Source organism: Klebsiella sp. GN_Kp190 (assembly GCF_040061795.1).
Lineage (GTDB): Bacteria > Pseudomonadota > Gammaproteobacteria > Enterobacterales > Enterobacteriaceae > Klebsiella > Klebsiella michiganensis.
The window spans coordinates 56,426-70,284 of record NZ_JBEAFN010000074.1; the positions used below are offsets into that span (position 1 = coordinate 56,426).

At 59.0% G+C, this 13,859-nt stretch carries 11 protein-coding genes; 6 read left to right on the plus strand and 5 right to left on the minus strand.

All coding sequences use genetic code 11. The features are described from left to right. The first annotated feature begins 157 nt into the window (after positions 1-157). Together ABLU67_RS27230 and ABLU67_RS27235 are read left to right on the plus strand one after the other, a co-directional pair. The gene (locus ABLU67_RS27230; protein ID WP_032694458.1) at positions 158-2,935 is read left to right on the plus strand and encodes a flavocytochrome c; all 2,778 of its coding nucleotides are present in this window, start codon (positions 158-160) and stop codon (positions 2,933-2,935) included. Between the two features lie 67 nt (positions 2,936-3,002). Then, positions 3,003-3,953, plus strand: a complete 951-nt coding sequence (locus tag ABLU67_RS27235; RefSeq protein WP_014838638.1) for an FAD:protein FMN transferase — start codon at positions 3,003-3,005, stop codon at positions 3,951-3,953. Here ABLU67_RS27235 and dcuR read toward each other — a convergent pair. The 3 genes from dcuR to ABLU67_RS27250 form a co-directional block, all read right to left on the minus strand. Next, positions 3,934-4,653: a two-component system response regulator DcuR gene (gene dcuR, locus ABLU67_RS27240; protein ID WP_004851320.1), complete on the minus strand. Its 720-nt coding sequence runs from the start codon at positions 4,651-4,653 to the stop codon at positions 3,934-3,936. The two genes, ABLU67_RS27235 and dcuR, sit on opposite strands and share 20 nt — an antisense overlap. Next, positions 4,650-6,263 carry a sensor histidine kinase gene (locus tag ABLU67_RS27245; RefSeq protein ID WP_004851318.1) on the minus strand — a complete coding sequence of 538 codons (1,614 nt, stop codon included), beginning with the start codon at positions 6,261-6,263 and terminating at the stop codon, positions 4,650-4,652. The genes dcuR and ABLU67_RS27245 overlap by 4 nt, the downstream gene beginning before the upstream one ends. Positions 6,264-6,343: 80 nt before the next feature. Continuing rightward, positions 6,344-7,267, minus strand: a complete 924-nt coding sequence (locus ABLU67_RS27250; protein ID WP_048262154.1) for a LysR family transcriptional regulator — start codon at positions 7,265-7,267, stop codon at positions 6,344-6,346. A 107-nt stretch (positions 7,268-7,374) separates the two neighbouring features. On the opposite strand from ABLU67_RS27250, the gene ABLU67_RS27255 reads away from it, so the two are divergent. The 4 genes from ABLU67_RS27255 to ABLU67_RS27270 all read left to right on the plus strand — a co-directional run bounded on the left by ABLU67_RS27255 (position 7,375) and on the right by ABLU67_RS27270 (position 12,350). Next, positions 7,375-8,115 carry an SDR family oxidoreductase gene (locus ABLU67_RS27255; protein ID WP_049082726.1) on the plus strand — a complete coding sequence of 247 codons (741 nt, stop codon included), beginning with the start codon at positions 7,375-7,377 and terminating at the stop codon, positions 8,113-8,115. A gap of 231 nt (positions 8,116-8,346) precedes the next feature. Continuing rightward, positions 8,347-9,252 carry an N-acetylmuramic acid 6-phosphate etherase gene (locus ABLU67_RS27260; protein ID WP_049082727.1) on the plus strand — a complete coding sequence of 302 codons (906 nt, stop codon included), beginning with the start codon at positions 8,347-8,349 and terminating at the stop codon, positions 9,250-9,252. 300 nt (positions 9,253-9,552) lie between these two features. After that, the gene (gene mqo, locus ABLU67_RS27265; RefSeq protein ID WP_025105795.1) at positions 9,553-11,208 is read left to right on the plus strand and encodes a malate dehydrogenase (quinone); all 1,656 of its coding nucleotides are present in this window, start codon (positions 9,553-9,555) and stop codon (positions 11,206-11,208) included. Positions 11,209-11,423: 215 nt separating this feature from the next. Further along, a complete protein-coding gene (locus ABLU67_RS27270; protein WP_004135593.1) occupies positions 11,424-12,350 on the plus strand; it encodes a LysR substrate-binding domain-containing protein in 927 nt (308 codons plus the stop codon). Here the strand turns inward: ABLU67_RS27270 and mdcH are convergent. After that, entirely contained in the window at positions 12,340-13,242 is a 903-nt protein-coding gene (gene mdcH, locus ABLU67_RS27275; RefSeq protein WP_025105794.1) for a malonate decarboxylase subunit epsilon, read from the minus strand. The two genes, ABLU67_RS27270 and mdcH, sit on opposite strands and share 11 nt — an antisense overlap. Continuing rightward, the gene (locus ABLU67_RS27280; RefSeq protein WP_025105793.1) at positions 13,239-13,859 is read right to left on the minus strand and encodes a malonate decarboxylase holo-ACP synthase; all 621 of its coding nucleotides are present in this window, start codon (positions 13,857-13,859) and stop codon (positions 13,239-13,241) included. The genes mdcH and ABLU67_RS27280 overlap by 4 nt, the downstream gene beginning before the upstream one ends.

The following is a 13,859-nucleotide window of genomic DNA, read 5'->3' on the forward strand; positions in this document are numbered from 1 at the left end:
TTGTTGGTATTAAATAGTTTTTTAACTAACGTAATTATTTTGGTAACTAAAAAAAGCGCTATATTATTGGCATGACTTAAGGGATTACCAAATACAAACAAAAACAATTCCGTCACCCAATTCTCAATTTTCAATATTTAAAATCTGGAGCGTCATTATGACCAGTCATCCACGAATTTTGCGTCCTTTTACTTTACCGAACGGTACTGAGCTTAAAAACCGCCTGTTAATGGCGCCGATGACCACCTGCACCGGTTATTTTGACGGTACCGTGACCAGCGAACTGGTTGAGTACTACCGCGCTCGCGCAGGCAGTATCGGCACCATTATCGTTGAATGCTGCTTTATTGATGACTACGGTCTGGCGTTCCCCGGCGCCATCGGTATCGATAATGATGAAAAAGTGGCTGGCCTGGCGAAAATTGCCGCCGCCATCAAGGCGGAAGGGTCAAAAGCGATTCTGCAGATCTACCACGGCGGCCGGATGGTCGACCCGCAGCTTATCGGCGGACGCCAGCCGGTGGCCCCGAGCGCGATTGCCGCGCCGCGCGATGGCGCAGCAACCCCCCGCGCGCTGAGCGGCGCTGAAGTCGAGGGCATGATCGCGAAGTTTGGCGAAGGCGTACGCCGCGCCATTCAGGCCGGTTTCGACGGCGTCGAGATTCACGGCGCGAACACCTATCTGATCCAGCAGTTTTATTCGCCAAACTCTAACCAGCGCGACGATGAATGGGGCGGCAGCCGCGATAATCGCGCCAAATTCCCGCTGGCGGTACTGGACATCACCCACAAAATGGCCCGCCAGTACGCCGATGATGCCTTCATTATCGGCTACCGGTTCTCCCCGGAAGAGATGGAAGTCCCCGGTATCCGTTTTGCTGACACCATGTATCTGCTGGAAAAGCTGGCCGCCCGCGGCGTCGACTATCTCCACTTCTCGGTTGGCGCCACGCTGCGACCCTCGATTGTCGATACCACCGATCCCACGCCGCTGATTGAAAAATATTGCGCCATGCGCTCCGAAACCCTGGCTCAGGTGCCGGTGATGGGCGTGGGCGGGGTAGTGAACGCGGCCGATGCCGAGCAGGGCCTGGATCACGGCTACGACCTGATGGCGGTGGGCCGCGCCTGTATCGCGTATCCTGACTGGACGGCGCGCATTGCCGCCGGCGAAGAGCTGGAGCTGTTTATTGACAGCACCCAGCGCGAAGCGCTGAACATCCCGGAACCGCTGTGGCGCTTCTCGCTGGTGGAAGCGATGATCCGCGATATGAGCATGGGCGACGCCAAATTCAAACCGGGGATGTTCGTCGAAACCGTTCAGGACGACGCTAACGAGCTGGTGATCAACGTCAGCCTGGAAAACGACCGCATTGCCGATATCGCACTGGCGGCAAGCCCGGTACAGACCGTCGAGTTCACCACCAGCTTTGAAGAGATCCGCGAGCGGATCCTCAGCGCCAACACCCCGCACGTGGATGCGATTTCCGGCGCAACCAGCCAGAGCGAAGCGGTGAAAAAGGCGGTTTCCAAAGCGATGCTGAAGTCCAGTAAAGCGCTGGCCGCCGAAGAGGGCGCGGGCGATGCGGCGCCGAAAAGCTACGATGTGGTGGTGGTCGGCAGCGGCGGAGCTGGTCTGGCGGCCGCAATTCAGGCGCACGATGAAGGCGCGAGCGTTCTGATCGTTGAAAAAATGCCGACCATCGGCGGTAACACCATTAAAGCTTCTGCCGGGATGAACGCCGCAGAGACCCGCTTCCAGCGCGTGAAAGGTATTGAAGACAGCAAAGAGCTGTTTTACCAGGAAACGCTGAAAGGCGGTAAGAACAAAAACGACCCGCAGCTGCTGCGCCGCTTCGTGGAGAATGCGCCGGAAGCCATTGAGTGGCTGGCGCGTCGCGGTATTATGCTTAACGATATCACCACTACCGGCGGGATGAGCATCGACCGCACCCACCGTCCGCGCGACGGGTCGGCGGTCGGCGGCTACCTGATCAGCGGCCTGGTGCGTAACATCACCAAACGCGGTATCGATGTCCTGCTGGATACGTCGGTGGAAGAGATCCTGATGACCGACGATGAGGTGAGCGGCGTGCGCCTGCTCACCGATGAAAACGAATCCGTAGTGGTACAGACGAAGAGCATCGTGGTGGCTACCGGCGGCTTCAGCGCCAACAGCGCGATGGTGGTGAAATACCGCCCGGATCTGGCGGGCTTTGTGACCACCAACCATAAAGGGGCGACCGGCGGCGGTATCGCGCTGCTTGAACGCATCGGCGCGGGCACCGTGGATATGGGTGAAATTCAGATTCACCCGACCGTCGAGCAGCAAACCTCGTACCTGATTTCCGAGTCGATTCGCGGCGGCGGGGCGATACTGGTGAACCCGCAGGGCAACCGCTTCTTCAACGAAATGGAGACCCGCGATAAGGTTTCTGCCGCGATTATCGCGCTGCCTGAGCACTTCGCCTATATCGTCTTTGACGAGCACGTCCGGGCGAAAAACAAAGCCGCCGATGAGTACATCGCTAAAGGTTTCGTCACCAGCGCCAGCTCGCCGCGTCAGCTGGCGGAGAAACTGGGGATGGATTACCATGCTTTTCTCAATACGCTGGAACGCTACAACGGCTTTGTTGAAAAACAGCATGACGATGACTTTGGTCGTACCACCGCGCTGCGTGCGCCGATCAATGAAGGCCCTTACCATGCGATTCGTATCGCCCCGGGGGTTCACCACACGATGGGCGGCGTGACCATTAACACCGATACCGCGGTGCTGAATGCCGGTCATCAGGTGATTGCGGGCGCTTTTGCCGCGGGCGAAGTGGTTGGCGGCATTCACGGCGGTAACCGCATCGGCGGTAACGCGGTGGCCGATATCATTATCTTCGGGACCCTCGCGGGCCATCAGGCGGCGAAACGCGCCAGAGGTTAAGCGTCAGCGACACCCGCCGGGCTGGCAAATAGACGGCCCGGCTTCTTATCTCTCTGAGGAGTGCGATATGTCCGACAACCGCGTCTACAGCTACTCCGCCGTACTGATGGGTTCGCCCATTCTCCTCAAGCTCTACGTTCATGATGAACCGCTCGCCTCCCGCGTCTTTCAGCTGATTAAAGGCTATGAAGATCTTTTCACCGTTAACCGCGCGCACTCCCAGGTGATGGATATCAACCATGCCGCCGGGCGCCATCCGGTGACGGTGAGCCGCCCGGTGTATGCGCTGATTAAATGCGCCAAAGCCGCCAGCATGGTGCGGGACAGCGCGTTTAACCTGGCGATCGGCCCGCTGGTGAAGCTGTGGCGCGTTGGTTTTCAGGGCCAGAGCGTGCCCGCCCCGCAGGATATTGCCGCTCGCCTGACGTTAACGCGTGCGCAGGATGTGATCCTCGATGACGCCGCCAGCAGCGTCTACCTTGCGCGGACGGGAATGGAGATCGATCTTGGTGCCATCGCGAAAGGCTATATCGCCGACCGGGTGCGCGACTATTTGCGGCAGCAGGGCGTGAACGCCGCGCTGATTAATCTCGGCGGCAATGTCCATACCCTGGGCGAATGGTCAATCGGGCTGAAAAAACCGTACTCAGCGGCGGATGCGCTGATTGGCAGCATTGCGGTGGCGGGGCAATCGGTGGTGACCTCGGGCATTTACGAACGCTACTTCGAGCAGGACGGCAAACGCTGGCACCATATTCTCGACCCGCGCAGCGGCTACCCGCTGGATAACGAGCTGGAGAGCGTAACGATTATTTCCGCCGACTCGCTGGACGGTGATATCTGGACCACCCTGATCTACGGTCTTGGCGTAGAGAAAGGCTGCGCGGCGCTGCGCCAGCGCGAGGATATCGAAGCGATTTTCGTCACTAAAAATCGCGACGTTATCCTCTCTTCACAGCGTCGTTTCCGCTTTCAGCTGCTGGATGACGGCTACCGGCTTACTGGCTGTACTGCTTAAGCAGGCCGTACTGTTCCGCTATCAGGTGGTAGCGGTACACCGGACGTCCCGTGGCGCCGTAGTGGATACTGGTGTACAAAATATTAATTTGCGCCAGCCAAATCAGGTATTTGCGGCACGAAACCCGGGATATATTTACCGCTGCCGCCAGCTCGTCGGTGGAGAACTCCACGTCCGGATGGGCATCAATCCACTGACAGAGGGTGCGCAGCGTCTGGGGCGTCAGGCCTTTCGGCAACTTGCGGGCGTCAGCGGCTTCCGGTACGCCGCCGTGCAGCAGCCGGTCGACATCCGCTTGTTCATAATAGGGTTGACCGGTCATCAGCTTACGCTTTTCGCGCCAGGCGGTGAGCGCCTCTTCAAACCGTGGAAACTGGAAGGGTTTGATCAGATAGTCCACCACACCGTAGCGCATCGAGGCCTGAACCGTCGCGGCATCCGCGGCGGAAGTAATCATAATCACGTCGATGGCCCGTCCGGACGCGCGAATGGCGGGCAGCAGATCCAGACCGCTATCCTGCTGCATATAGACATCCAGCAGCACCAGGTCTATCTCCAGATCCTTGTCGTTAATCATCTCCCTGGCTTTACTCAACGTAGACGCCGTGCCGCTGCAGCGGAAGCCGCTGACCCGTCCCACGTACAGGCGGTTCAGTTCGGCAACCATGGCATCATCGTCAACAATTAATACATTTATCACGCACTTTTCCTTTTACTGTCCCACGGGAGATGAACAAAAAATTGAGTAAATACGCCGGGTTCGGATTCCACGGCCAGCGATCCGCCCAGTTCGCGAAGCTGCTGGCTGGCGAGAAACAGCCCGACGCCGCGGTTTTCGCCTTTGGTGGAGAAGCCTTTATTAAAAATATCATCGATAAACGCTTCCGGGATACCGGGACCATCATCGCTGACTTCGCCGCTTAACCAGCCGTTCTGGTAATGCAGCAGCAGGCCGACTTCGCCTTCGGCCTGGCCGCTCATGGCATCCAGCGCGTTCTCGATTAAATTACCCAGCACCGTAACCAGTACGGTGACCTGTTTTTCATTCGGGCAGTCCGGCACCAGGCTCTCTTCGGCGAGAGTGAGGGTAAAACCCCGCTCCTTAGCGCGCTGAATTTTACCGATCAAAAAGCCTGCCACTACCGGTGATTTAATCCGGTGCTGGATTTCGCCGATATCCGCCTGATAGGTGTGGGCGGTCTGCAGCACGTACTCTTCCAGCTTATCGTAGCTTTTCATATTCAACAGGCCGAGGATCACGTGCAGCTTATTCATAAATTCATGGGATGTGGTACGCAGGGCGTCCACATAGTTCACCATCCCGTCAAGCCGCTGCAGCAGCTGGCTGACTTCGGTTTTGTCACGGAAGGTGCTGATGGCGCCGACCACGTCATCCTCGTCGCGTACGGGGACCGTGTTGCTGATCAGCAGCAGACCGTTACAGCCCAGCTCCCGATCGTAAATCGGCTCGCCGGTTTGCAGCACTTCCTGCAAATCCGCCAGCAGCGGCGTTTGCGCGATATCGTTACCGGGGCCGTTAAACAGAATGTCGCGCGCGGCGGGGTTAATCAGCGTCACCTTGCCGTCCGTATCCACCGCCACGACGCCCTCTTTTAATGAGTGCAGCATCGCCTGGCGCTGCTGGAACTGCGTTGAGATCTCCTGCGGCTCAAGGCCCAGCAGGACGCGCTTCAGGCCGCGAACCAGGCTCCATGTACCGACGGCGCACACGAGCGCGCTGAACAGCACGGTCAGAATCACATCCCAGCGGCTGGCGGCGATCTGCGTATCGACTTTGCTCAGCGAAATGCCAATCGCCACCACGCCGATTTGCCGGCGGCTATCGTCAAACACCGGGGTGAAGACGCGCAGCGCCGGAGCCAGCACGCCGTGGTTGACGGCAACGTTCTCTTTGCCCGCCAGCGTGGGCCGGATGTCATCGCCGATAAAAGGTTTGCCGATAATCTGGCTATTGGGATGCGAGTAGCGAATGCCGTCCATATTGGTGACGACGGCAAACAGCAGGCCATTGCGCCGGGTGACGGCCAGCGCCAGCGGCTGAATAATGCCGCTGTCCGGCGGCAGCGTCAGGCCGCGCTTGACTTCCGGGGTGTCGGCCAGCGTCCGCGCCACCGCCAGCGCCGTATCTTTCACGCCGTCGCGGGTGGCGCCGCTAATCTGCATAAACCACAGGGCATAGACCAGAATCAGTACTGAACCGATGACGCTGCCGATCATTAAGGTCACGGCGGTGCTCAGCTTCATGCTCATTGCGCGTTTACGCGCGGGCTGCTGCGCGAATTCATTCATACCGACCCCAGGAGAAAACGGATAGAGGCGTATTATCGCTGAATGCGCGGTTTTCATAAAGCCGCGTAATAAAAGCAAAATCAGCCAGACGGCAATTCTGGCGGACGCGATTTGCCGCCGACGGCCAGCAGATAGTCAATAAACGCCCGCAGCGGCGATGCCATCTGCTTACGGCTGGGGTAGTAAACGTAAAACCCGGGAAATGCCGGGGTCCACTCTTTCAATAGCTGGACTAGCTGGCCTGTCTCCAGCCAGGGATCGACCTGATGGGCAAACTGATAGGCAATACCGGTACCCTTGAGGGCTAACGGCGTGAGCATGGCCGGTTCATCGACGACGATCGGCCCTTTGACCGCAATCTCGTAGCGTTCGCCGTCGCGCTGAAACTCCCAACGATAAACGCTGCCGTCGCTGGGTCTGCGATAAGTCAGACAGGGGTGCTGCAGCAAATCCTGCGGCTTTCGCGGCTGCGGCGCTTGCGCCAGATAGTGCGGAGAGGCGACGACTTTCATTTCAAGGTCGCCGCTCAGCCTGACGGCAACCATATCCTGATGGAGCTTTTCACCGAGACGAATTCCGGCGTCAAAACCGGAAGAAACGATATCGACTAAAGCATCGTCGGTAACAATATCCAGCTCAATGTTGGGATAGCGTTGCATAAATCCGCCCAGCAGCGGCGCCAGATAATGAATCGCGGCGATGCGCGACACATTGAGGCGCAGGCGGCCCGCGGGCGCGCTGGCCGTCCGGGCATCGGTAACCGCGTCTTCCAGCGCCGCCAGCGCAGGAGCCAGCCGCTGCATCATGCGCTGGCCGGCCTCGCTCGGCGCGACGCTGCGCGTTGTCCGGTGTAATAAACGTACGCCGATGCGCTCCTCGAGACGCCGGATGGTTGCGCTTAAGGTGGAGGTCGTGACGCCGAGATGCGCCGCCGCCCGGGTAAAACTGCCTTGCTCAACGACCATCGCGAAGGCTCTTAATTCCGCAAAATCACTTCCGCGCATTATGGCTATTACCCCAAACAGTCATATTGATAATACTGGTATTATCAAACGGTTCTTCGCTGGTTACCATCCTGATAAATGTGATTACGCAGAGAGGGGCAATGACCATGGCGAGATTTAGCGCAAAAAGAGTTCTTATCACCGGTGCGACAAGCGGAATCGGGCTTGCCGGGGCAAAGCGCATCGATAGCGAAGGCGGTTGGGTGATCGCCACCGGGCGCGATCCCGGACGGCTGGCGTCTCTTCGCCGGCAGCTATCGGATCGGGCGCGGGTCATTGACAATGATGCCAGCGATCCGCTGACCGGCGCGGCGTTGGCCGAGGCGATCGATTCATCCGGCGGGCTTGATGGCCTCTGGCTCAACGCCGGATACGCAGCGGTTGGGGAGCTGTCGCAGGTGGATGCCGCGGCCTTTGATCGCATGATGGCGACCAACGTGCGCGGGCCGGTTCTCCAGATGGCGGCGCTCGCCGGAAAGCTTAATGCGGGAGCCTCGGTGGTGGTGACGGCGTCCACTTCCGCTCATGAAGGGGCCGCGGCGGCAAGCCTCTATTCGGCGACCAAAGGCGCGCTGATTTCGTTAACCCGCTGCTGGGCCTCGGCGTTAGGGGAACGAAATATCCGCGTTAACGCGCTGGTTCCCGGCCCGATTGACACCCCATTTCGCCATTTTATGCGCGACGAGGTGCGCCGCGAATTTGAAGCCTCGGTGGTGAGCCGCCTGGCGCTTCACCGCCAGGGGACGGCGGCTGAAGCGGCTGATGTGGCGCTGTTTCTGCTTTCCGACGCGGCGTCCTTCGTGAGCGGTAGCCAGTATGTCGTGGATGGCGGCCTGACGTTGCGCTAATAGCGCATTGGCCTCGCCTCGCAACCTCGGCGCGCCGAACGCGCCGCTGGTTGGATAACGACCAATCGGCAGCTGAATGGCTTCAGGGGGATGAAAACTGTGACTCCGGTGGCGGTAAAGCGCGTCGCTTAAGCTTTACACTGCCATTAATAGCCATGGTCAATGAAAGGGTTTGCCTCAGGCCTGCGCTTTCGTCCCGGAAGGTTCTTTCGCGTTTAAATGGAGGTTTTTATGAGCAGTAAGCCAACCGCTTCAATGATGGAACGACGCCACCCTGAAACCACCCATATTGATAGTCTTGCCACCCTCGATATGCTGACGCTGCTGCATAAGGATGATAAGCGGATTGCCGATGCCGTTGAGGCCTGTTTGCCGGCGATCGCGCGCCTAATGGATAACGCGACGGCGACGCTCAGCCGGGGAGGGCGGCTGGTGATTGTGGGGGCCGGGGCATCGGGTCAAGCCGCCGCGCAGGCGGTGAATGAATTTACCCCGGAGGGAAAACATTCGCTTGTCGCCCTTATCGCCGGAGGAGCGACCGCCGCGCGGCAGGAGATGGAAACCGCCGCGAGTCATTACGATCTTGGGGCTTTCGAACTTGAGGCTCTACGATTCAGCAACCAGGATATGCTGCTGGCGCTGACGGTTAGCGGCAAAACGCCGTGGGTCTGGGGCGCGATGCGCCACGCCTGGTCGCTGGGGGCGCCGATTGCGGTTGTGACGCAGCAGCCCACCAGTGAAGCCGCGCAGCTGGCGGATATCATTATCGCCCCGCAAACCGGGCCGGAAGCGGTGGCGGGTTTCGGGAATCCGAAAGCGCGCATCGCGCAGCGGCAGATCCTGACGATGCTGACCACCGGGCTGGCGATTCGCGAAGGACGGGTTTATGAAAACCTGCGCGTCGATCTGCAGGCCAATACGCCGCACGAGGCCGAGCGGCAGATAGCGATCGTGATGGCGGCGACGGGGGGCTCGCGCAGCGAGGCCAAAGCCGCGCTGGCCAGCTGCAATCAGCACTGCCGGACGGCAATACTCATGCTCCTCAGCGGGCTGGATGCCTGGCAGGCGCGCGAGCTGCTGGCAGAGCATAACGATCATCTGCGGATTGCGCTACGCGCGGCGCAGACGGTTGCCTGAACTTAACCCGACGGCGCGTATTTCCACAATACGCGCCGGATAACGCAAAATAATCTGGTCATACACAGCATCGTTATTCCATACTCTTCATCCGCTTACCCGGGTTTAATTCCCCTTCTGAAAATGGCCATCGCAAGGCGTATTTATTGCTGCTGGCGAGGGATTTACTTTTTTAAGTTAAAAAACCAGGTTAACAATAATTAGCTATGTGTGCGGATGTGTAAATGATATTTTAAAATAAAGTAAAAGTGCGTTAATATGCACGCTCTTATTACACTTGTGCTATGTGATATTTCTATTATGCCTGCAATTAAAAATACGATTATATCTATGACCGCATTAGCGATGTTCGTCAGCTCGGCGACCTTCGCAAATGACGATACCTCGAAAAAAACCGATTTCCTGCTGATTGGCGGCGGTATTATGAGCGCGTCGCTGGGGACCTGGCTGCAGGAATTACAGCCGGACTGGAAACAGGTGATGGTTGAGAAGCTGGATGGCGTCGCGCTGGAGTCCTCTAACGGCTGGAACAACGCCGGTACCGGGCACTCCGCGAATATGGAGCTGAACTATACGCCGGAACGCCCGGACGGCACCATCGACGTCAGCAAAGCGCTGGATATTAACGAACAGTTTATGATCTCCCGCCAGTTCTGGACGGCGCAGGTCAAACGCGGCATTTTGCACGATCCGCACTCTTTTATTAACTCCACGCCGCACATGAGTTTCGTCTGGGGAGATAACGTTGATTATCTGCAAAAACGCTACGCCGCGCTGCAGCAAACGACCTTATTCCAGGGGATGAAATTCTCTACCGATCACGCGCAAATAAAACAGTGGGCGCCGCTGGTGATGGAAGGGCGCGATCCGCAGCAGCGCGTTGCGGCAACCTGGACTCCGGTGGGTACCGACGTTAACTATGGGGAAATAACCCGCCAGCTGATCGGTAGCCTGAAGAAAAATAATAACTTCACGCTGCAGACCTCTTCAGAAGTCACCGATTTTAAACGCAATGCCGATAATTCATGGCACGTGACGATTAAAAACGTTAATAGCGGTGAAGAGCAGGCGATCGATGCGAAATACGTATTTATCGGCGCCGGCGGCGGCGCGCTGAAATTACTGCAAAAAACCGGTATTCCGGAAGCGGATAACTATGCGGGTTTCCCGGTAGGCGGCTCTTTCCTGATGACCGAAAACCCGGCGGTGACCAATGCGCACCAGCAAAAAGTTTACGGTCAGGCCTCTGTAGGCGCACCGCCGATGTCGGTCCCGCATCTTGATGCCCGTTTCCTCGACGGCAAGCGCGTGGTGCTGTTTGGGCCATTCGCCACCTTCTCGACGAAATTCCTGAAAAACGGTTCGTTCTTCGACCTGCTTAGCACCACCACCACCGATAACGTCCTGCCGATGACCCACGTAGGTCTGGACAACTTCGATCTGGTGAAATACCTCATCAGCCAGGTGATGCTGAGCGACGACGACCGTTTTGCGGCGCTGAAAGAGTATTATCCTGGCGCGCGTAAAGAGGACTGGAAGCTGATCCAGGCCGGTCAGCGCGTGCAGATCATCAAAAAAGATGCAGAGAAGGGCGGCGTACTGAAGCTGGGTACCGAAGTGGTGGTCGATCAGCAGAAAACCCTCTCCGCGCTGCTGGGCGCTTCGCCGGGGGCTTCTACCGCCGCGCCGATTACCCTGAACGTTCTTAAGCAGATGTTCCCTGAGCAGTTCCATTCAGCGGAATGGCAGCGCCGTATTCACGATATCGTCCCGAGCTACGGCCAGAAGCTGAACGGCAACGTCGCGCTGACCCAGCAGGTTTGGGATGATACCGCGGCGGCGCTGCAGCTGACCAAACCGCCGGTGATTGAGATGAACGCCACCGCGCCGGTGATGACCGCCAAACCGGCAGAGCCGAAGGCGGAAACGTCGCCGCAGCACGATATGGCGCTGTAAGCCCACGTCGTTGACATTGCCCGGTGGCGGCTGACGCTTCACCGGGCCTACTGGCCTCTCTTCGCTGCCCCGGCGAAAACGTGACATTGCTCTAATCTCTCCCCCCGCGCTGATATCCCCCTTCCGGCTAATCCTTCATTCGTTAATTGTGGTTATACTGTCTTGAAATCACGAAAGAAAATGCTAATGAAGACCGAAACGCGGAGCCCAGGGCAATGAAAGACGACATTAATCAGGACATCACCTTCCGCAAGCTGTCGGTATTTATGATGTTTATGGCGAAAGGGAACATCGCCAGAACCGCTGAGGCCATGCAGCTGAGCGGCGTCAGCGTCCACCGGGCGCTGCATACGCTGGAAGAGGGCGTCGGCTGCCCGCTGTTTATTCATAAAGGGCGCAACCTGCTGCCGCTCCCGGCGGCGTGGACGCTGCTGGAGTACTGTCAGGACGTTATGAGCCTGATGACCCGCGGCCTGGAAGCGACGCGTAAAGTAGCCGGCGTCGGGCAGGGGCGGCTGCGCATCGGCACGCTTTACTCCCTGACCCTTGAAACCGTGCCGCGCATTATTATGGGCATGAAGCTGCGTCGGCCGGAGCTGGAGCTGGATCTCACCATGGGCTCCAATCAGATGCTGCTGGATATGCTGGAAGATGACGCGCTTGATGCGATCCTGATCGCCACCAACGAAGGTGAATTCAATAATTCGGCTTTTGATGTGGTCCCGCTGTTTGAGGACGATATCTTCCTCGCCGCCCCGGCGACGGAACAGCTGGATACCACCGCTCCCGCCGAGCTGCGCGATTACGCCAGGCGCAAGTTTGTTTCGCTGGCGGAAGGGTTTGCCACCTATGCCGGATTTCAGGACGCCTTCCAGGTGGCCGGATTCGAGCCTGAAATCGTCACCCGGGTTAACGATATCTTTTCGATGATTAGCCTGGTGCAGGCGGGCGTAGGCTTTGCGCTGCTGCCGGGACGAATGAAAAAGGTGTATGAAAACGACGTACAGCTGCTGAAGCTGGCGGAGCCGTATCAGATGCGCCAGCTGATCTCCATTGTCTACTCACACCATCGCGAGCGCGACGCCGACCTGCTGGCGCTGGCGGCAGAAGGGCGGATGTACGCCCGCAGCCTCAGCCGTTAAGCCGGTTCGCCAGGTGACGGGCAACGTCGATACCGCTGCGCTCCAGCGCAATACACTCCCCCTGCCAGCCCGCCTGGCGGGTGAGACAGGTCAGCACGCCGCCGGGCGGCATCTCGATCGCCAGCCGCGCGTCCCGTTCATCAGCGGCGATCATCGCTTCCTGCCAGCGCACGGTTCGCGCCATATTCCGCGCCAAATCGTCGGCAATGCTTAACGGGTCCCATAAAACGCGCGCCGTGGAGCCGCTCAGATAGGCGCAGCGCGGGCGCTGCAGCGTGACGTCAGTGAACGCTTTTGCCAGCTTAGCCGCCGGTTCATCCAGCAGCGCGCAGTGGGAAGGTACGCTGACCGCCAGCCGCTGTGCTTTACCGGCGCCAGCCGCCAGCGCCAGCCGGGCCACGCGGGCCATCTCGTCGTCGCGTCCGGCAATGACAATCTGCGTTTCCGCGTTCAGGTTGGCAATATAGAGGTCGCTGTCGGCAATCAGCTTTTCCACGCGGTCGAGCGTCAGGCCCATAATCGCCGTCAGCCCGTAGCCGTGAGGATAAGCCTGCTCCATTAAATCGCCGCGCAGCGCCACCAGCCGCAGGGCGTCGGTGAAATCCAGCGCGCCGGCCATCACCGCCGCCGGGAAAGCCCCTATCGACAGGCCGCTGACCATGTCCGGATTTACTCCCTGACGCTGCAGCTCCCGCGCCCAGGCTGTGCCTGCGATCAGCAGGCACAGCTGCACCGCACGGGTATGTTTTAACGCGGCGGCGGTATCTAAATGGTCTACTTCATCGCCGAGCACGGTTCGCGCTTCAGCGAGGATATTCTGGCGGTCGGGAAGCGCGGCGAGCATATCCGGCCGCTGGTTTCCCTGACCGGGAAAGGTAAAGAGAATTTTCATGCTTCCTCCCTGTTCCACGGCGCAGCGGTCAGGCGCGCGCCGCGGGACGTTTTCAGCAGGACGCGGCCATCGCGCAGCCACTCATTTAGCGCGAAAGCCCCTGCGGGCGTTTCGACCTGGGTATCCGCCCGGCAGGGCAGCTGCGCGACGCGGGACTGCCAGGCGAGCAGCGCTTCGCGTGCGATCGGCTGCGGCGCGCGGATCAGCAGATCGAGATCGCTGGCGGCGTGAAGCACCGGAATCTCGGTGGCCAGCGCGTAGCCGGTGCTGCCGGTAATGCCCCAGCGCCACGGCCAGGGGTGTAAGGTCAGTGATATCGCCGCCTGTACCGGCGGCTGGGAGACAAACGGCGAGCGCAGGAGCTGTTGGCGATCGGCGAGGGTTTCCGGGCTGACGGTACGGACGATATTTTCCCTCTGTACCCAGGCTGCGGCCCGCTGATCGCGCTTCATCCCCCGTACGCCCACCGGAATGCGGGCGTTAGCATCAACGTCGCGTCGTACCACCACCGGCAGGCTAATACGCCAGTGCTGCGCGACCCAGGACTCCTCAATCGCCTCCAGCGCGGCGGCATTATTCAACCAGACTAAATCATGAGGACGCGGCGTTGATGACAT